Below are 18,141 nucleotides of genomic sequence, written 5' to 3' on the forward strand. Positions count from 1 at the left end.
ATATTTAACAGTGTAAATTTAAAATAAATTTTCTCTTAAAACTAGCGCTTTAAGTGTTATTTTTGCGGTTCAACGATTATATCTAATAAAATATTGGATGTTTAAAAAAAAAGCTTACTTTTGCACCCAAATTAACAATAAAATAAATTTTTATGAATCATTATGAAACTGTTTTCATTTTAAATCCCGTTTTATCTGATGTTCAGGTAAAGGAAACAGTAAGCAAATTTGAAGATTTTCTTACTAGTAGAGGTGCTACTTTTGTATCTAAAGAGGACTGGGGTCTTAAAAAAATGGCTTACGAAATCCAAAACAAAAAATCTGGATTTTACCATTTGTTCGAATATAACGTATCAGGAGAGGTTTTAATCGCTTTTGAAACTGAATTCAGACGTGACGAAAGAATTATGCGTTTTTTAACGGTAAGTCTTGATAAACATGCTATCTCTTGGGCTGAAAGAAGAAGAGCAAAACTTAAATCTCAAAAAGCTTAATTATTATGGCAACATTACAACAATCTGCTTCAGGAAAAAAAGACGGAGATATCAGATATCTTACTCCTTTAAATATAGAAACTAACAAACAAAAGAAATACTGTCGTTTCAAAAAATCAGGTATCAAGTATATCGATTATAAAGATGCTGATTTCTTATTGAAATTCGTTAACGAACAAGGAAAAATTCTTCCACGTCGTTTAACTGGAACTTCATTGAAATTTCAAAGAAAAGTTTCTGTAGCTGTAAAAAGAGCACGTCACTTAGCTTTAATGCCATACGTGGCCGATTTACTTAAATAATATTAAAAATAAAGTTGTTGTTTCGATAACCATCGAGACTAACTTCTATAACACAAGGACAACAACATGGAATTGATTTTAAAACAAGACGTTCAAAATTTAGGTTTTAAAGATGACGTAGTAAACGTGAAAAACGGATACGGTCGTAACTTTTTAATCCCACAAGGATTTGCTCAATTAGCTACTTCTTCTGCAAAGAAAGTATTAGCTGAAAACTTGAAGCAAAGAGCGCACAAAGAAGCTAAAGTTGTAGCAGATGCACAAGCATTAGCTGAAAACTTAAAAGCTATCGAGATTAAAATTACAGCAAAAGCTGGTGGTGAAAAATTATTCGGTTCAATCACGAATATTGACATCGCTGACGCGTTAGCTAAAAATGGTCAATCAATTGATAGAAAATTCATCACTAGCGGTATCGTTAAACGTACTGGTAAATATTCAGCTACTGTTCGTTTACATAGAGATGTAATTGTTGATTTACCTTACGAAATTATTGCAGAATAATTTTAAGTTAACATTTTGTTAATAAAATATAAAAATCACTCTTCGGAGTGATTTTTTTTTGGCTACTTTTGCGCTAAATAACACAAAACAAACCAAATGAAAAAAATTATTAACTTATTGTTTCTAGTATTAGGGATGCAACTATCTCTTGCACAAACAACTACTTCAAGCATTAAAGGTACAGTAAAGAGCAGTGATCTGGAGTTACTTCCGGCAGCTAGTGTGCTAGCTATTCACGTGCCTACAGGATCAAAGTATTCTGCAATGACAAACGAAGAAGGTAGATTTAACATGCTTAACATGCGTGTGGGTGGACCTTATCGCGTTATCGTTTCTTATGTAGGTTTTAAATCTCATGAGTACAATGAAGTGTATTTAGAATTAGGTAAAGCATTTAATATTGATGCTATCTTAAACGATGAAGGGCAACAACTAAATGAAGTTACTATTACTGGTTCAAAAAGTAAAGTTTTTGGTAGTGGTAGAACAGGAGCTGAAACCACTGTAGGGCGTAAGGAAATTACAGGTTTACCTACAATATCTCGTTCTGCAGAAGATTTTACAAGATTAGAGCCATCTGCTAGTGGTGGATCGTTTGGAGGTAGAAATAATAGATACAACAGCTATTCGTTGAATGGAGCTGTATTTAATAATCCTTTTGGATTAGATGCTGCTACACCAGGAGGACAAACAGGTTCTCAACCTATATCTCTAGATGCTATTGAGCAAATTCAAGTTGCTACAGCACCTTATGATGTTACCTTATCAGGATTTACTGGAGCGTCTGTAAATGCAGTGACTAAATCAGGAACAAATGAGTTTCATGGTACTGCTTATGCTTTCTTTAGAAACCAAGACTTAACAGGTGGGAAAATTAAAGGAGAGAAAATATTTGTACCTTCTTTAGAACAAACTCAAGCTGGTTTCAGCTTTGGAGGTCCTATTATTAAAGATAAATTATTCTTTTTTGCAAATTATGAAATAGAAAAAAGAAGCGACCTTGGATCGAACTTTACTGCAAACAACGGTGATGGCGTTGTAGGGATCAATGAGTCAAGAGTTTTAGCCTCTGACCTTGTAGCTGTAAGTACTGCTTTAGGAAATCTGGGTTACGATACTGGAGCTTACGAAGGATTTAAACACAATTCTAATTCGAATAAAGGAATTATAAAATTAGATTGGAATATTAATGATAACAATAAGTTAGCCGTTATCTACAATTTCTTAGATGCGTCTAAAGATAAGCCTGCTCACCCAACAGCATTAGGTTTTAGAGGTCCAAATGCATCGATCTTACAATTTCAAAATTCAGGGTACCAAATAAATAATGAGTTAGATTCATTCTTGGTTGAATTGAACTCTAAAATTAGCGAAAAGGTTTCTAATAAATTACAAGCAGGTTATACGCATTTTAATGATTTTAGAAATCCGTTCTCTGCTCCAGCGCCTGTTATTAACATACAAGATGGTTCTGGTGCTAATTATATTATTGCTGGTCATGAGCCATTTTCTACAAATAACACGCTAGATCAAAAGGTTTTCCAAATTACTGATAACTTGAGTTATGTGGTAGGAAATCATTCATTCACCTTTGGGGGATCTTTCGAAAAATACAAGTTTGCTAATTCATTTAATTTGACAGGTTTAGAAAATTTTGGAACATATGGTACTTTAGGTAACTATTACGGAATTTTTAATTCGTATTCTAGTGTAGATGCTTTTTTAGCAGATGCAGCTCAACCAGAAGCAACAAGTTTTGTTAAGCAAAATTTAAAATACGCTCAAGATACTTTTGCAGCTAGAAATTCATTTGGTGTAGGTAAAGATAATGGTTGGAAGTTAGCAGAACTTAACGTGGGTCAAGTGGCTTTTTATGGTCAGGATGACTGGAATGTAACTGAAGATTTTAAATTATCTTTAGGGTTAAGAGTTGATAAGCCACTTTATTTCAATACTTCAGATTTAATTCAAAAATATATTGACACTGAGAACGGAGCTTCTAGAGATAATAGTATTTTATATTACAATCCACAAACTAAAGCTAATGAGCAGTTAATTTCTACAACACTACCTAGTAACAAATTGCTTTGGGCTCCTAGATTAGGTTTTAACTGGGATGTTAATGGTGACAGAACGACGCAACTTCGTGGAGGTACGGGTATATTTACAGGTAAATTACCATTTGTATGGTTAGGGAATCAAGTTAGTGGATCTGATGATGGGTTTTTCCAAATCATGGATAAGGACTTTAAATGGCCACAAGTATGGAGAACTAGTTTAGGTCTTGATCATAAATTCCCTAACAATTATATTACCACTCTTGATGTTTCTTATAACAAGGATGTTAACGGAGTGCACGTTCAAAATTGGGGATTAGTTAACCCTACAGCTACATTAGCAGGTGCTGATAATAGAGCAATCTATAGAGCAACTGATAAAGGTGCAAATAATGCTTACGTAATGACAAATTCTAATAAAGGATATGTTTTCAATACTTCTGTAAAAGTTCAAAAAACTTTTGACGATGGTTTATTTGCTAGTTTAGCATACAATTATTTAGTTTCAAAAGATGTCAACTCTATTGAAGCTGAAATTACAGGAGATGCATTTGCATTTAATCCAGCAGTTGGTAATGTTAATAACGCAGTTTTAGCTAATTCTAAATATGGAGATACGCACCGATTCATTGGGGTTGCATCTAAGAGTTGGAAATATGGAGCAAACAATCAGTGGTCAACTGCTGTTTCTACATTTTTTGAGTACGCTCAAGGAGGTCGTTACAACTATATTTATGGTGGAGACATCAACAATGATGGATCTAGTACAAATGACTTAATTTACATTCCTACTAAGGCAGAAATCTCAACTATGAATTTCTCAGCTGCTGATCAAGGTGCAGCGTTTGACAAGTTTATTGATCAAGACAAGTATTTAAGTGGAAGAAGAGGTCAATATGCTGAACGTTATGGTGCTGTAGCTCCATGGAGAGGTAAATGGGATATGAAATTCATGCAAGATTATAATTTTAAGCCTTCTTCTAGTTCTGAGAAAACAAATACAATTCAGTTTAGTATTGATGTGTTGAATATTGGAAATTTATTGAATTCTGATTGGGGATTAGTTCAAGTTGAAACAAGTAGACAACCAATTGGTGTTTCTGTCGATGCTGCAAATGTACCAACATATACTTTTGACGGTACACAAACTAAGACTTTTAATTATGATGCTAGTTTATTGTCAAGATGGCAAGCACAATTCGGTATTAGATATATTTTCTAATTTTTGAAAATAAATTAAATTTGAAAAGCCTTCTTGTAAAAGAGGGCTTTTCTGTTTTTAAATTTTAAATTTGCAAATTCTAAGACAAATTTTAATTGAATAAAGTAAATGAAATATAGTAGATTAACTAAAGAGCAGTTTGAAGAGTTAACCCAAGAATTTACAAACTTTTTAGCCACACAAGCGATCGATAAGGCTGAATGGGATAAAATAAAAGCCGATAAACCTGAAGTTGCTGAGCAAGAATTAGACGTGTTTTCTGATTTAATTTGGGAAGGTGTTTTGTCTCGAGCAGAATATTTAGAGCACTTTTCTAAAAATCACATTTTCTTATTTCAAAGTTTTGATACGCACGTTCACTCTATTGTTTTAAAATCGCTTGTACCTGAAGTGGATTTTTTAACTAAGGAGGGATTGCAATGGCTTAGTGATAATATGTTTACAGATACTATCGAAATGAAAACAGGCAAAAAAGAGTTTACTGACGAAAGAAATACGTCGCTTTTTGCTTTGATTCAACAAGGAGCTTTCCTAAGTGACGGGCAATTATACAAGCAAATTAATACAATTATAGAATCTTAATTGTACCTTTTTTAAAATTTAATTGGCTATTTTAGTACTCAAATTTGAATACTATCATAGCCAATTTTTTATTTATGGATACCGCGCAATTAATAGAATCTTTAAGACAAGAGTTAAACCGTCACAATTATAATTACTATGTTTTAGATAGTGCTGAAATATCTGATTTTGATTTTGATATGAAATTAAAACAGCTTCAGGATTTAGAGCATCAACATCCAGAGTATTTTGACATTAACTCGCCTACACAAAGAGTAGGTGGTAGTATTACTAAAAATTTTGAAACAGTTCCTCATGATTATCGCATGTATTCGCTGGATAATTCTTATTCAAAGGAGGATCTAGTCGAATGGGAAAGTAGAGTGCAAAAAGTATTGGGTGATGTTTCTTTGTCTTACACCTGCGAACTTAAGTATGACGGTGCTTCTATTAGTATAACTTATGAGAATGGATCACTTGTACGTGCTGTTACTCGTGGAGATGGTTTTCAAGGAGATAATGTAACTAATAATATTAAAACAATTCGTTCCATTCCTTTGCAGCTTCAAGGTAATTACCCAGAACGCTTTGATATTAGAGGAGAAATCGTGCTTCCATTTGCTGGTTTTGAGAAAATGAATCAAGAGTTAATCGAAATTGGAGAGACACCGTATGCTAACCCTAGAAATACCGCATCTGGTAGTTTAAAATTACAAGATAGTGCCGAGGTAGCAAAACGTCCTTTAGATTGTTTATTGTATTTTTTAATTGGGAACAATCTCCCGTTTTCATCGCAATATGAGGGCTTAGAGACGGCGAGAAATTGGGGATTCAAAGTACCAAAAGAAGCTACTTTAGCTAATAACATGCAGGAGGTATTTGATTTTATAGCGTACTGGGACTTGCATCGTCATGAATTGCCCTATGAAACAGACGGTGTGGTAATCAAGGTCAATTCGTTCCGTTATCAGGAAGAATTAGGTTATACCGCGAAGGCACCAAGATGGGCAATCGCATATAAATTTAAATCAGAGCAAGTTGCTACAAAATTAAATAGTATCAGCTATCAAGTAGGTCGTACAGGAGCGATTACTCCGGTGGCAAATCTAGAGCCGGTACAGTTAGCAGGAACGGTTGTTAAGCGTGCTTCGTTACACAATGCTGACCAAATTGCCAAATTAGATATTAGGGTAGGGGACACCGTTTTTGTTGAAAAAGGTGGGGAGATAATTCCTAAAATAATTGCGGTAGATTTAGCTAACCGTCCAGAGGATACTGTTCCTACGCAATACATTACTCACTGTCCAGAATGTGCTACAGAACTGATTCGTGGTGAAGGAGAAGCAAACCATTATTGCCCTAACTATTACGGTTGTCCACCACAAATAGTGGGACGTATTCAGCATTTTATTTCGCGTAAAGCGATGGATATTGAAGGTTTAGGAGGCGAAACAGTAGCGTTATTATATGCTAGTGATTTAGTACATAATTATGCTGACCTTTATGAACTCACAGTAGAGCAAATTCTTCCCCTAGAAAGAATGGCACAAAAATCTTCCGAAAATCTAGTGAAAGGAGTAAAGCAGTCAAAAGACATTCCGTTTGAGAGAGTTTTATATGCTTTAGGAATTAGGTTTGTGGGTGAAACTGTTGCTAAGAAATTAGCTAAGCATTATAAAACAATTACCGCTTTACAAGACGCTACAGTTGTAGAGTTGGTCTTAGTAGATGAAATAGGAGAGAGGATTGCCCAGAGTGTTGTTGACTTTTTTAAAAATGAAGCTAATATTCAAATTATCAATCAGCTTAAAATGCATGGAGTACAATTTGAAACTATTGAGACAATAAACCCTAATGCTACTACAAAGTTAGCCGGTAAAGTGTTTGTCGTGTCAGGTGTCTTTGAAGTGTATTCAAGGGATGAATTGAAAAAAGCGATCGAAGACAACGGCGGTAAAGTGGGGAGTTCAATTACTTCAAAAACTGATTATGTTATTGCAGGCGACAATATGGGGCCGGCAAAATTAGAAAAAGCAAATAAATTAAAAATTACAATTCTTTCAGAAAATGATTTTACACAAATATTAAATAATGCCTAAAATTATTGCTAAAGCCGCTTATGTCTTTTTCTGTCTGTCAACAATTTATTTTAATACTGTTGATAATATGGAAGGTATGACGTGGTCAAAAGCCTTTGTTGTACCTACAATTCTATTGGTTTATTTGCAGCATTCAAACTGGAAAATATCCTTCTTAAAAGCAGCTATTTTTGCAAGCTGCTTTTTAGGAGATACCTACCGATTGATAAGTCCGGATAATTATGAAACGGGACAAGTACTCTGTTTTCTTATAGGGTACTTGTTCTTACTTTACTATCTATTTCCAGAATTTATTAAAAAGAACCTACAGCAAAAACAAAATGTATTTATTACAGCACTTACGGTTACTTGCCTGACCTCGCTATCGTATTTTATACTAAATTTAAACTTTGATGCCCTAGAGACAAATCCTTATATTTTAATATTTTACAGTTTAATATTAGCAATTTTAATCTGTACGGCTATTTTAGAATACAATCGCAAACCCGATGAAGTTAGCGTGAATTTACTTATGCTTACTATGTTTTTTGTGTTTTCAGATGCCTTTTATATTATCAATAAATTTTATTTATCTTTCTCGTTATTTAATTTCATCCAAATAACTACACAAGTATTCTCTTATTATTTTCTACTAAACTTATTTTTAGGTCATAAAAGGCTAGAAGATTCTTTAGACAATTATTGATTTTCCAGAACTTACCTTATTTTTATTGGTGTCAAAAAAGAAATCTATCCGACCTAAATTAATTCCGTAGCAACCCACTTGATTGACTAAAACATCATTTCCTGCAAGGTTTTTTACAACAGTAGGTTTGTCAAGAAAGGTGTGGGTATGACCACCTATGATCAAATCAATGTCTTGCGTTAAGGCAGCTAGGTTTAAATCACTAATCATTTCTGGATCATTCTTATAATCATATCCTAAATGAGAAAGGCAAATTACTAAGTCGCATTTTTGCTCGTGCTTTAAAATACGAACCATATCTTGACTCACTTCAACAGGATCGTTGTACACTGTTTCCCCGTACATTTTTTTATCTACAAGTCCGTCAAGTTTTACTCCTAAACCAAAAACGCCCACTTTAATCCCATTTTTCATGAAGATTTTGTATGGCTTTACAAGGCCGTTCATCATGGTATTTTTAAAATCATAATTAGCCGAGATAAAATCAAAGGTAGCATGTGGCATTTGAGCATATAAACCGGATATACCATTGTCAAAATCGTGATTACCTATCGTAGACAAATCATATTTCATGATACTCATTAACTTAAATTCAAGTTCACCACCATAATAGTTAAAGTACGGAGTTCCTTGAAAAATATCCCCAGCATCAAGAAGTAGCACATTTTTTGCATCTTGCCTAATAGTTTCGATTAAGGCCGCTCTTCTAGCAACTCCTCCCATATTGGGGTTACGAGGATCGTCAGCGGGAAATGGGTCAATATGGCTGTGAACATCGTTAGTATGTAAAATCGTGATTTGCTTTACATCATCTGCTTTAAAACTGCTTAATGACAATCCCAATCCTAATATTGCTGTACTAGCAGCAGTTTTTTCGATAAAATCTCTTCTCTTCATTTTTGATTTTTTTGGAGCTATTTCCTGCTATCCGCTACAATCTTTTTTAAAGCTAAAAAGCTATAAAAAAGGATTTTCACTACTATCAGGGCTATGCGAAAGTGCTCAATTTTAATGTTTTTATTCTACGATGATTCTATTGTCTTGCTTTGCAGTAACAATGGAAACCGACTTGAAATAGTCAATTAAAATATTTCTTAATTTATAATCTAGATCGTATGTGTGTTCTCCCTTTTTAAAGAAATTCATATTGTCACCACCATTTGCTAAGTAGTCATTTGTACCTACATAGTATAGCTTATCTAGAACTAGTGGTTGCCCTTGAACTAATATATTAGCAGCAGTTTTGTCTTTTTTAATTGTAAATGTTAGCCCAGATAGAGGATGAGCTGACTTCTCAGAGATGAAATAAGAAATAAGTTCTTGAATTTGTACTCCTCTCAAAGCGATAACTACTAAGCTATTTTCAAAGGGCATAATTTCAAAACCATTTCTTGAAGTGACATTGCCTTTTGGTAAAATAGCACGAATTCCGCCGCTGTTTAATAAACAAATATCAATTTGTTTGTTTTCTCTTTTTTCAAAAACGGCTGTACCAAATTGCAGTACAACATCAGCCATCATATTACCAATAGTAGATTGCATATTGACTGCTTTTTTATCCAGTGTAATAGGGCAAATAGCAAGAACACTGTCTAAGTCATTATTGATGCGATCGCGATAAGGCGTGATATAATTTTCAATCTCTTGTGACAATGCGTTAGTAGCTGGCGTTAAGGCATTTTCGGTTACTGGAAGTTGTTTTCCTTTTATCGTATTTAAATGCAAAACGTTTTTGCTACACGAAGAAATTAAAAAAAATGTTAAGAATATAACAAAAAGTTTTAAAACATCGTTATACTTTTTTAGATTTACCATTTATAATGTGACTTAATTAATTAATTTTGTAAGCGAGTAAAAATAGTATGTTTTTGAGTGTTATAAAAGATTTTTGTGTAAAAAGAATATTAAATAATAATTTACATAACGTAAAGCACTCGACTAGTGAACAATCTGTAAAAACAGTGGGTATAATAGTCGATCAAAGTTATTTTTTAGAGACAGATAAACTCATTAACGCCATTGTTAAGAATGGAATACCTAGGGATGCGATAGCGATACTTGTTTTTAATGATAAACAAACTAAGGCAGCTACTTATCCAGTTATTAAGCATGCTGATTTGGGCTGGAACGCACAAGTGAATGGAATAATGGCTAGTGATTTTTTAAATAAAAAATTCGATTTGCTAATTAGCTATTATGAGCTAGACAGAGGGATTTTGCTGGCAGCAACTTTTCACTCAAAGGCACATTTCAAAGTGGGTTTTGCAGCAATCGATAAACGGTACAATGACTTAATTATTCAAAGCAAACTATCTGAAGTTACTGTTTTTATTCAGGAGGTTTTCAAGTATTTAAAAATATTAAACAAAATATAATTTAACATGCAATCATTAATAGGAACTGGTGTTGCTCTAGTAACCCCATTTAAAGGAGATTTTTCAATCGATGTAGAAGCATTAACTAGAATAGTTAATTTTTGTGTAGATGGCGGAATTGAATATCTTGTAGTATTAGGTACAACAGCAGAGAATGCAACACTTGATCAAGAAGAAAAAGAATTAGTAATTGCAACAGTCGTAGCGGCAAATAAGGGACGCCTACCGCTAGTTCTAGGTGTAGGTGGAAATGATACTAGAAGAATTGTATCAGAATTAAAAACGAGAGATTTTTCAGCATTTGCTGCAATTTTATCTGTTTCGCCTTTTTATAATAAACCAACACAAGAGGGGATTTACCAGCACTTTAAAGCCGTATCTGAAGCATCTCCTATTCCTGTGATTATTTACAATGTTCCGGGTAGAACTTCTAGTAATATGTTACCAAAGACCGTATTACGTCTTGCTAATGATTTTGAGAATATCGTTGCTATTAAAGAAGCCGCGGGAGATTTGGTGCAAGCCATGCAAATCATCAAAGACAAACCTGAAGATTTCTTAGTAATTTCTGGAGATGATATGATTGCACTACCTATCGTTTTAGCTGGTGGGGCTGGTGTGATTTCAGTTATTGGTCAAGGTTTTCCTAAAGAGTTTTCAGAAATGATTCGTTTGGGGCTTAATAGAAAAGTAAATGAGGCTTATAAGCTACATTACCTATTAGCTGATAGCATTGATATGATTTTTGAACAAGGTAATCCTGCTGGAATCAAGCAAGTATTTGATGCATTAGGAATTGCTGACCCATTTGTACGATTACCACTTGTAGGAGTAGATGAATCTCTAGCTAATCGTATCGCTGAATTTATTGATAATATCGCTAAATAAGCCTTATATTTTCAGTATTTTTTTATATAAAGAAATATTTTGTAGTAGCTAAATTAATAACTAAATTTGCCCACTGAAACTTCGGTTAGGTTTTTCATGACTTACTAGTAAATCATGGATAAAAAAAACAAAAAAATGAAAAAAATCTTATCTCTATTGCTTCTTGTAGCGGTTTTTACTTCTTGTAATGAGTACCAGAAAGCCCTTAAAAAAGAGGATGTTGCAGCAAAATTTTCTATGGGTACAAAGATGTACGATGAAGGAAAATATACTAAGGCAATACGTCTTTTTGAGCAAATAGCTCCAGCATATAGAGGAAAGCCACAAGCTGAAAAGTTATTTTATATGTTTGCTCAGTCTTACTATAAAACAGAACAATTTAACTTAGCGGGATATCAATTTGAGAGTTTTGTTTCTAGTTACCCAAGAAGTGAGAAAGTACAAGAAGCTGCTTATTTAGGTGCTAAAAGTTATTCTCATTTGTCTCCTGTTTACAGTTTAGATCAAACAGATACGTTTAAAGCAATTGATAAATTACAAGCTTTTATAGATACCTATCCTAATTCAGAATACATGAATGAAGCAAATGCTTCTTTGCAAGTATTAGCTGAGAAAATTGAACAGAAAGTATATGAAAACGCTAAAGGATACAATACAATTTCTGATTTTAAATCAGCATTAGTAGCATTAGATAATTTTGTAGGTGATTATCCAGGGACAAAATTTAAAGAAGATGCGTTGTACTACAAATTCGATTCTGCATACCAATTAGGTATTAATAGTGTTGAAAGTAAGAAGGAAGAGAGATTACAAGCTGCTAAAACAGCATATGCTGGTTTAGTTAAGTTTAAAGCAGATACAAAATATAAAGAGAAGGCTGACAAGATGTTAGTCAAAGTGGAAGAAGATTTACAAAAATTTACAAATAAATAAAGTCATGGATTTAAAAAAGACGAATGCTCCAGTAAATACAATAACATACAATAAAACTGTTATTGAAGAACCTACTGGGAATGTGTATGAAGCAATAACCATTATGGCTAAAAGAGCAAACCAAATCAATTCTGAAATTAAAAAAGAATTGACTGAGAAATTAGAGGAATTTGCTACATATAATGACAGTCTTGAAGAAGTTTTTGAAAACAAAGAGCAAATCGAAGTTTCAAAATTCTATGAGAAGTTGCCTAAGCCACATGCATTAGCAGTTCAAGAATGGTTAGACGGAAAAATCTATCACAGAGATTCAAATAAATAATACACTATGTCAGTTTTAAGCGGAAAAAAAGTTTTACTAGGAATTTCTGGTGGAATTGCCGCCTATAAAACGGCATCATTAGTGAGACTTTTTATAAAAGCAGGTGCACATGTCCAAGTGATAATGACACCTGCTTCTAAGGATTTTGTCACTCCACTTACCTTATCTACCTTATCTAAAAATCCTGTGTACTCTAGTTTTTATAATGAAGACGATGAAAATGCACAATGGAACAATCATGTTGATTTAGGTCTCTGGGCTGATATTATGGTAGTAGCGCCTGCTACTGCAAATACATTGTCAAAAATGGCAACCGGTAACTGCGATAATTTATTGATTGCTACTTATTTGTCAGCAAAATGCCCTGTGTACTTTGCACCAGCGATGGACTTAGATATGTACAAGCATCCTTCCACAGTTTCCAGTTTTAACGCTTTAAAGCAATTTGGTAACACCATTATACCTGCTGAAAGTGGCGAACTAGCTAGCGGACTTTCTGGTGAAGGGCGTATGGCTGAGCCTGAAAATATAATCGCTTTTCTTGAAGGAGATTTAGAAAATAAATTACCATTAAAAGATACTAAAATTCTAATTACGGCTGGCCCTACTTATGAGGCTATTGATCCTGTACGTTTTATAGGGAATCATTCTTCCGGGAAAATGGGTTTTGATATTGCAAATTGTGCTGCTGAACTTGGTGCCAAAGTAATTTTAATAGCGGGTCCTACTCGTTTTACTGCAAAATATTCGAATATAAAAGTTATTAATGTTACAACTGCTCAAGAGATGTACGATGCTTGTCATTTATATTTCAAGAGTGTTGATGTTGCAATTGCAGCCGCAGCTGTTGCTGATTATCGCCCTAAAACAGTAGCAACTCAAAAGATTAAGAAAGCGCCAGATAATTTTATTGTCGAACTAGAAAAGACAAAAGATATCTTATCTTCCCTTGGTGACATTAAACAAAAACAATTTTTAATAGGTTTTGCATTAGAAACTGAAAATGAAATTGAGAATGCTAAGGGGAAAATTCAGAAAAAAAACTTAGATTTGATAGTTCTTAATTCGCTGCAAGATCATGGTGCTGGTTTTGGAAATCCAACAAATAAAGTTACATTTATAGATAAGGATTTTAACATTGAGCCCATGCAGTTAAAATCTAAGGAAGCAGTCGCCGTCGATATTTTAAACAAAGTTATAGCTTATATAAATGAATAAATTACTTGTATTATTAATGTTGTTTTTTGTTGGTCAATTTTATGGTCAGCAATTAAATTGTACCGTGACGGTAAATTCACAAAGGGTTAATAGTACAAATAAGCAAGTTTTTAAAACTTTAGAAACTGCCATTGCTGATTTTATGAATAAAACTGACTGGACTGGTCAAGGTTTAAAGCAAGCAGAGAAAATTAATTGCTCCATGTATATTACTGTTATTTCAGGAAGTTCTGACCAATTTAATGCGACTATGCAATTGCAATCTTCAAGACCTATATTTAATTCATCATATGAATCGCCTATTTTAAATTACAATGATAAGAGTTTTTCGTTTAGCTATGTTGAGTTCGAAAATCTTATTTTTAATCAAAACACCTACACCACAAACCTTGTTTCTTTACTATCTTTTTATAGTTATATGATTTTAGGGATGGATGGAGATTCTTTTACATTACAAGGTGGAAATGCTAATTTGCAGACAGCTCAAAATATTGCCACAATTGCACAACAAGGAGGGGCTAAGGGTTGGAGTCAACTTGATGGTAACGACAACAGATTCTTTTTGATTAATGATTTGCTTTCTCCAACATACGATGCAATTAGAAAGACAAATTTTGAATATCATAGTGCTTTAGATAAAATGACAATAGATATAAAAGGTTCTAAAGAGAAAATAAAATCGTCTTTGTCTAATTTAGGAACATTGAATTCAGTTAAGCCTAATGCTTTTTTGACTCGTATTTTCTTTGATGCTAAATCTGATGAGATTGTTTCTGTTTTTTCAGGAGGACCCTCAGTTAATATTGCTGATCTAACAGATAATTTAAACAGAGTATCGCCATTAAATGCTACAAAGTGGGCGACGTTTAAATTTTAAGAACTCGTAGTTTTATCACATTAATTTATTACTTCAAATACAGTTAAATGATTACTTCATTATCTATAAAAAATTACGCCTTAATTGAAAAGTTAAGTATTGATTTTTCAAAAGGATTTTCTATTATTACCGGTGAAACAGGTGCTGGGAAATCAATTATCTTAGGCGCACTTGGATTGATTCAAGGAAAAAGAGCAGATCTTTCTTCATTGAAGAATAAAGAGGAAAAATGTGTTATTGAAGCGCACTTTGATATTTCTAAGTATAAGCTGAAATCGTTTTTTAAAGAAAATGATATCGATTATGAAAATGATACTATTATAAGACGTGAAATTTTACCTTCGGGTAAGTCTCGTGCTTTTATTAACGATAGTCCTGTGAACTTACAACTTTTGCAAGAGCTATCTTTGTTTTTAATAGATATTCACTCGCAGCAGCAAACTAGAGAATTATCTGATGAAACGGTGCAATTTGATATTATTGATGCTATCGCTAAAAATCAAGAACCTATTCATTTATTTCAAACAGCTCTTAGTTTGTATAAGTCTGATAAAAGCAAACTTAATGTGTTACTTAAAAGACAGTCTGAGGCGATTAAAGAGCAAGAGTATCAAACATTTTTATGGAATGAACTTGTAGAGGCCAATCTTAAATCTGGAGAACAAGAAATTCTGGAAGAAGAATTTGAGAAATTAAACAACGTTGAAATTATTAAAGAATCTCTAGATAGGTCACTTGCTATTGCAAATGAAGAGCAAATAGGAGTGATGCATAATTTAAAAGAGATTAAAACGACATTGCAAAAAATTGGCGGCTATGCCCCTGATTATGGTTCACTGTTAGAACGTATTTCTAGTCTTGTGATAGAGTTTGATGATGTTACAGAAGAGTTAGACCGTTGTTCAGATAAACTGATTAATGATCCAGAGCAATTGGAACTCATTAATCAAAAATTGCAATTGATATATAATTTGCAGAAAAAGCATCAGGTTGATACTGTTGACGGATTAATCGAAATCCAAACAAGTTTAGAGCAATCGATTTCTGAATTGAGTAATTTAAAATCAGATATTGATAAACTAACCCTTGCAATAAAAGATAGAGCGGTAACGCTGGATGAAATAGCTACTACTATTTATGATAATAGAATTGTGGCTATTCCGTTATTATCAGACAAGCTTATTACAATTTTAGATACTTTAGGAATGCCAAATGTGCGATTTGATATTCAGCTGATTCCTTCTGAAGCTTATCTGCCTAATGGAAAAGATGAATTACAGTTTCTATTTGCGGCAAATAAAGGAACTGATTTTGGTTTACTTCGAAAAGTAGCTTCTGGTGGGGAAATGTCGCGTATTATGCTTGCTGTTAAAGCAATTCTTGCTGATTATTCTAAATTACCAACACTTATTTTTGACGAGATAGATACGGGTGTCTCTGGAGAAATTGCTATTAAGATGGGGGAAATTATGAAAGATATGAGTAAAACAATGCAAATATTTGCAATTACACATCTTCCGCAAATCGCAGCAAAAGGAAATGTGCACTTCAAAGTATTCAAATCTACGGTAGGTGATGATACGCAATCTGAGTTGAAATTATTGTCTAATGAAGAACGTATTGTTGAAATAGCACAAATGTTATCTGGAACCGTTGTTTCAGATTCGGCGCTAAATCATGCTAAAGCCTTGCTGAACTAGAATTTTGGATTATATTTGTTACAATACAAAATAGTTTGACTTGCCCTACGAGCGAGATAAAAAATAAAATTTACTGAATAAAAGATACAAAATGATTATAGAACCTAGAATGAGAGGATTTATTTGTTTAACAGCCCACCCAGATGGATGTGAACAAAATGTCAAAAATCAAATTGAATACATTAAGTCAAAAGGGGTAATAAACGGAGCTAAAAAAGTACTTGTTATTGGTGCATCAACAGGTTTTGGTTTGGCTTCTAGAATTTCAAGTGCGTTTGGTTCAAATGCTTCAACTATTGGAGTGTTTTTTGAAAAACCACCAAGTGAGGGAAAAACAGCTTCTCCAGGTTGGTATAATTCTGCAGCTTTTGAAAAAGAAGCCCATAAAGCGGGATTGTATGCTAAAAGTATCAATGGAGATGCTTTTTCTGATGAAGTAAAAAAACAGGTAATTGACATGATCAAAGCTGATCTTGGTCAAATTGATTTAGTAATTTATAGTCTAGCGTCTCCAGTGCGTATGGATCCTAAAACTGGAGTCTTACACCGTTCTACATTGAAACCTATTGGAGATAAGTTTACTAATAAGACTGTAGATTTTCACTCAGGAAAAGTTTCTGAAATTTCGATCGAGCCAGCTCAAGGAGATGATATAGAAAATACTGTGAAAGTTATGGGCGGTGAAGATTGGTCCATGTGGATGGATGCTCTAAAAGCTGAAAATTTATTAGCTGAAGGAGCTACAACAGTTGCTTACTCTTATATTGGGCCATCATTGACTGAGGCAGTATATAGAAAAGGAACCATTGGTCGTGCTAAGGATCATCTTGAAGCTACTGCTTTTACAATTACAGATAGTCTTGCTGATATTAAAGGTAAAGCTTATGTTTCTGTAAATAAAGCATTGGTTACACAAGCGAGTTCTGCAATCCCAGTGATTCCATTGTATATTTCATTACTGTATAAGATAATGAAAGAAGAAGGAATTCATGAAGGATGTATCGAGCAAATTCAACGACTGTATGCTGATAGATTATTTTCAGGAAAAGAAATAGCTACAGATGATAAAGGAAGAATCCGTATTGATGACTGGGAAATGCGTCCTGATGTACAAGAAAAAATAGCGAAGTTATGGCAAGAGGCGACGACTGAAAACTTAGCTGAGATAGGAGATCTTGACGGGTACAGAAGTGATTTTCATAACCTTTTTGGATTTGGTTTTAATGGAGTTGATTATAAAGCAGAAGCTAATGAAATGGTAGCTGTAGAAAGTATATAATAAATTTTGAAGAACGCGTCATAAAGCATCTTATGGTATGTGGTTAATCCATATATTATAAGATGTTTTTTTTTTTTTTTGTAAGTGAAAATGTAATTTTTTATTAAATAGCTCTTATATCTATGGGTATTTCTGGTAGTTCCTTCACAAGATTGTAAATGCTTGAATGTTGACAAGTAAGTAAATTGCCAAATTCTTATATTGTTGTTGGATTCTTCGTTGTTGTTAGGGATACAGAGATGAGATTATAATTAAGTTGGTAAGATGAATGTAGCTGGTAAAAATAGATGCATTGGCATATGATGATAATTTGCAAGGATGTATTCCTGTTTTTTTAATATTGGATAATTTAGTGGTGCGTAACTTATGCGTTTTCAATAGTTTAAAATTAAAGTTAAGAAAACATTAAAAAAAAGGTTTAAAATGTATTGTTTATTGGTTTAAACTACCTACTTTTGCACCCGCAACAGCGCATAAGTTCTTTACATGATGGCAAGCAAACCGAAAAGAGTTGAAAATTTATTTTCAAATTATTTTCAAATTATTTTCAAAAAAAGCTTGTGGTAATTAAAAGAGTTTATTACTTTTGCACCCGCTTCGAGAAACATGTTTAACATGCTAACGA

General features: G+C 33.3%; 17 protein-coding genes. 15 read left to right on the forward strand and 2 right to left on the reverse strand.

What is annotated here, in order from left to right; translation table 11 throughout:
* Positions 1-152: 152 nt before the first annotated feature.
* From rpsF to HNQ00_RS08170, 7 genes are all read left to right on the forward strand, one after another.
* Complete coding sequence (gene rpsF, locus HNQ00_RS08140; protein ID WP_026709513.1) at positions 153-494, forward strand: 30S ribosomal protein S6; 342 nt, start codon at positions 153-155, stop codon at positions 492-494.
* A gap of 5 nt (positions 495-499) precedes the next feature.
* Positions 500-796: a 30S ribosomal protein S18 gene (rpsR, locus tag HNQ00_RS08145; protein WP_026709514.1), complete on the forward strand. Its 297-nt coding sequence runs from the start codon at positions 500-502 to the stop codon at positions 794-796.
* 66 nt (positions 797-862) lie between these two features.
* Positions 863-1,300 carry a 50S ribosomal protein L9 gene (rplI, locus tag HNQ00_RS08150; protein WP_026709515.1) on the forward strand — a complete coding sequence of 146 codons (438 nt, stop codon included), beginning with the start codon at positions 863-865 and terminating at the stop codon, positions 1,298-1,300.
* Between the two features lie 96 nt (positions 1,301-1,396).
* A complete protein-coding gene (locus HNQ00_RS08155; RefSeq protein WP_173837835.1) occupies positions 1,397-4,579 on the forward strand; it encodes a TonB-dependent receptor in 3,183 nt (1,060 codons plus the stop codon).
* 108 nt (positions 4,580-4,687) lie between these two features.
* Positions 4,688-5,161 carry a DUF6495 family protein gene (locus tag HNQ00_RS08160; RefSeq protein ID WP_173837836.1) on the forward strand — a complete coding sequence of 158 codons (474 nt, stop codon included), beginning with the start codon at positions 4,688-4,690 and terminating at the stop codon, positions 5,159-5,161.
* A 74-nt stretch (positions 5,162-5,235) separates the two neighbouring features.
* Positions 5,236-7,239: an NAD-dependent DNA ligase LigA gene (ligA, locus tag HNQ00_RS08165; RefSeq protein ID WP_173837837.1), complete on the forward strand. Its 2,004-nt coding sequence runs from the start codon at positions 5,236-5,238 to the stop codon at positions 7,237-7,239.
* Complete coding sequence (locus tag HNQ00_RS08170) at positions 7,232-7,924, forward strand: lysoplasmalogenase family protein (RefSeq protein ID WP_173837838.1); 693 nt, start codon at positions 7,232-7,234, stop codon at positions 7,922-7,924. The genes ligA and HNQ00_RS08170 overlap by 8 nt, the downstream gene beginning before the upstream one ends.
* On the opposite strand, the gene HNQ00_RS08175 is transcribed toward HNQ00_RS08170, so the two are convergent.
* Together HNQ00_RS08175 and HNQ00_RS08180 are read right to left on the reverse strand one after the other, a co-directional pair.
* Positions 7,910-8,821, reverse strand: a complete 912-nt coding sequence (locus HNQ00_RS08175) for a bifunctional metallophosphatase/5'-nucleotidase (RefSeq protein WP_173837839.1) — start codon at positions 8,819-8,821, stop codon at positions 7,910-7,912. The genes HNQ00_RS08170 and HNQ00_RS08175 overlap by 15 nt on opposite strands.
* A 120-nt stretch (positions 8,822-8,941) precedes the next feature.
* Positions 8,942-9,649: a 5'-nucleotidase C-terminal domain-containing protein gene (locus tag HNQ00_RS08180; RefSeq protein WP_371739010.1), complete on the reverse strand. Its 708-nt coding sequence runs from the start codon at positions 9,647-9,649 to the stop codon at positions 8,942-8,944.
* 137 nt (positions 9,650-9,786) lie between these two features.
* Between HNQ00_RS08180 and HNQ00_RS08185 the strand changes: the two genes are divergently transcribed.
* The 8 genes from HNQ00_RS08185 to fabV all read left to right on the forward strand — a co-directional run bounded on the left by HNQ00_RS08185 (position 9,787) and on the right by fabV (position 17,516).
* The gene (locus tag HNQ00_RS08185; protein WP_173837841.1) at positions 9,787-10,299 is read left to right on the forward strand and encodes a DUF6913 domain-containing protein; all 513 of its coding nucleotides are present in this window, start codon (positions 9,787-9,789) and stop codon (positions 10,297-10,299) included.
* A gap of 6 nt (positions 10,300-10,305) precedes the next feature.
* Positions 10,306-11,187 (forward strand): 4-hydroxy-tetrahydrodipicolinate synthase, encoded by an 882-nt coding sequence (gene dapA, locus HNQ00_RS08190; protein ID WP_173837842.1) that lies wholly within the window; start codon positions 10,306-10,308, stop codon positions 11,185-11,187.
* 135 nt (positions 11,188-11,322) lie between these two features.
* Positions 11,323-12,120, forward strand: a complete 798-nt coding sequence (locus HNQ00_RS08195; protein ID WP_173837843.1) for an outer membrane protein assembly factor BamD — start codon at positions 11,323-11,325, stop codon at positions 12,118-12,120.
* A 4-nt stretch (positions 12,121-12,124) separates the two neighbouring features.
* A complete protein-coding gene (locus HNQ00_RS08200; RefSeq protein ID WP_026709525.1) occupies positions 12,125-12,442 on the forward strand; it encodes a DNA-directed RNA polymerase subunit omega in 318 nt (105 codons plus the stop codon).
* A 6-nt stretch (positions 12,443-12,448) separates the two neighbouring features.
* Positions 12,449-13,660 (forward strand): bifunctional phosphopantothenoylcysteine decarboxylase/phosphopantothenate--cysteine ligase CoaBC, encoded by a 1,212-nt coding sequence (gene coaBC, locus HNQ00_RS08205; RefSeq protein ID WP_173837844.1) that lies wholly within the window; start codon positions 12,449-12,451, stop codon positions 13,658-13,660.
* The gene (gene porD, locus HNQ00_RS08210) at positions 13,653-14,537 is read left to right on the forward strand and encodes a type IX secretion system protein PorD (protein WP_173837845.1); all 885 of its coding nucleotides are present in this window, start codon (positions 13,653-13,655) and stop codon (positions 14,535-14,537) included. The genes coaBC and porD overlap by 8 nt, the downstream gene beginning before the upstream one ends.
* 47 nt (positions 14,538-14,584) lie before the next feature.
* Entirely contained in the window at positions 14,585-16,237 is a 1,653-nt protein-coding gene (gene recN, locus HNQ00_RS08215) for a DNA repair protein RecN (RefSeq protein WP_173837846.1), read from the forward strand.
* 91 nt (positions 16,238-16,328) lie between these two features.
* Complete coding sequence (gene fabV / locus HNQ00_RS08220) at positions 16,329-17,516, forward strand: enoyl-ACP reductase FabV (protein WP_173837847.1); 1,188 nt, start codon at positions 16,329-16,331, stop codon at positions 17,514-17,516.
* Positions 17,517-18,141: the final 625 nt, after the last annotated feature.

The sequence above is a fragment of the Flavobacterium aeripolare genome (assembly GCF_013294025.1).
Taxonomy (GTDB): Bacteria; Bacteroidota; Bacteroidia; order Flavobacteriales; family Flavobacteriaceae; genus Flavobacterium.

Coding starts and splice junctions, on each gene's coding strand:
- rpsF (WP_026709513.1), top strand. CDS start 153: ATGAATCATTATGAAACTGTTTTCATTTTAAATCCCGTTTTATCTGAT.
- rpsR (WP_026709514.1), top strand. CDS start 500: ATGGCAACATTACAACAATCTGCTTCAGGAAAAAAAGACGGAGATATC.
- rplI (WP_026709515.1), top strand. CDS start 863: ATGGAATTGATTTTAAAACAAGACGTTCAAAATTTAGGTTTTAAAGAT.
- HNQ00_RS08155 (WP_173837835.1), top strand. CDS start 1,397: ATGAAAAAAATTATTAACTTATTGTTTCTAGTATTAGGGATGCAACTA.
- HNQ00_RS08160 (WP_173837836.1), top strand. CDS start 4,688: ATGAAATATAGTAGATTAACTAAAGAGCAGTTTGAAGAGTTAACCCAA.
- ligA (WP_173837837.1), top strand. CDS start 5,236: ATGGATACCGCGCAATTAATAGAATCTTTAAGACAAGAGTTAAACCGT.
- HNQ00_RS08170 (WP_173837838.1), top strand. CDS start 7,232: ATGCCTAAAATTATTGCTAAAGCCGCTTATGTCTTTTTCTGTCTGTCA.
- HNQ00_RS08175 (WP_173837839.1), bottom strand. CDS start 8,821: ATGAAGAGAAGAGATTTTATCGAAAAAACTGCTGCTAGTACAGCAATA.
- HNQ00_RS08185 (WP_173837841.1), top strand. CDS start 9,787: ATGTTTTTGAGTGTTATAAAAGATTTTTGTGTAAAAAGAATATTAAAT.
- dapA (WP_173837842.1), top strand. CDS start 10,306: ATGCAATCATTAATAGGAACTGGTGTTGCTCTAGTAACCCCATTTAAA.
- HNQ00_RS08195 (WP_173837843.1), top strand. CDS start 11,323: ATGAAAAAAATCTTATCTCTATTGCTTCTTGTAGCGGTTTTTACTTCT.
- HNQ00_RS08200 (WP_026709525.1), top strand. CDS start 12,125: ATGGATTTAAAAAAGACGAATGCTCCAGTAAATACAATAACATACAAT.
- coaBC (WP_173837844.1), top strand. CDS start 12,449: ATGTCAGTTTTAAGCGGAAAAAAAGTTTTACTAGGAATTTCTGGTGGA.
- porD (WP_173837845.1), top strand. CDS start 13,653: ATGAATAAATTACTTGTATTATTAATGTTGTTTTTTGTTGGTCAATTT.
- recN (WP_173837846.1), top strand. CDS start 14,585: ATGATTACTTCATTATCTATAAAAAATTACGCCTTAATTGAAAAGTTA.
- fabV (WP_173837847.1), top strand. CDS start 16,329: ATGATTATAGAACCTAGAATGAGAGGATTTATTTGTTTAACAGCCCAC.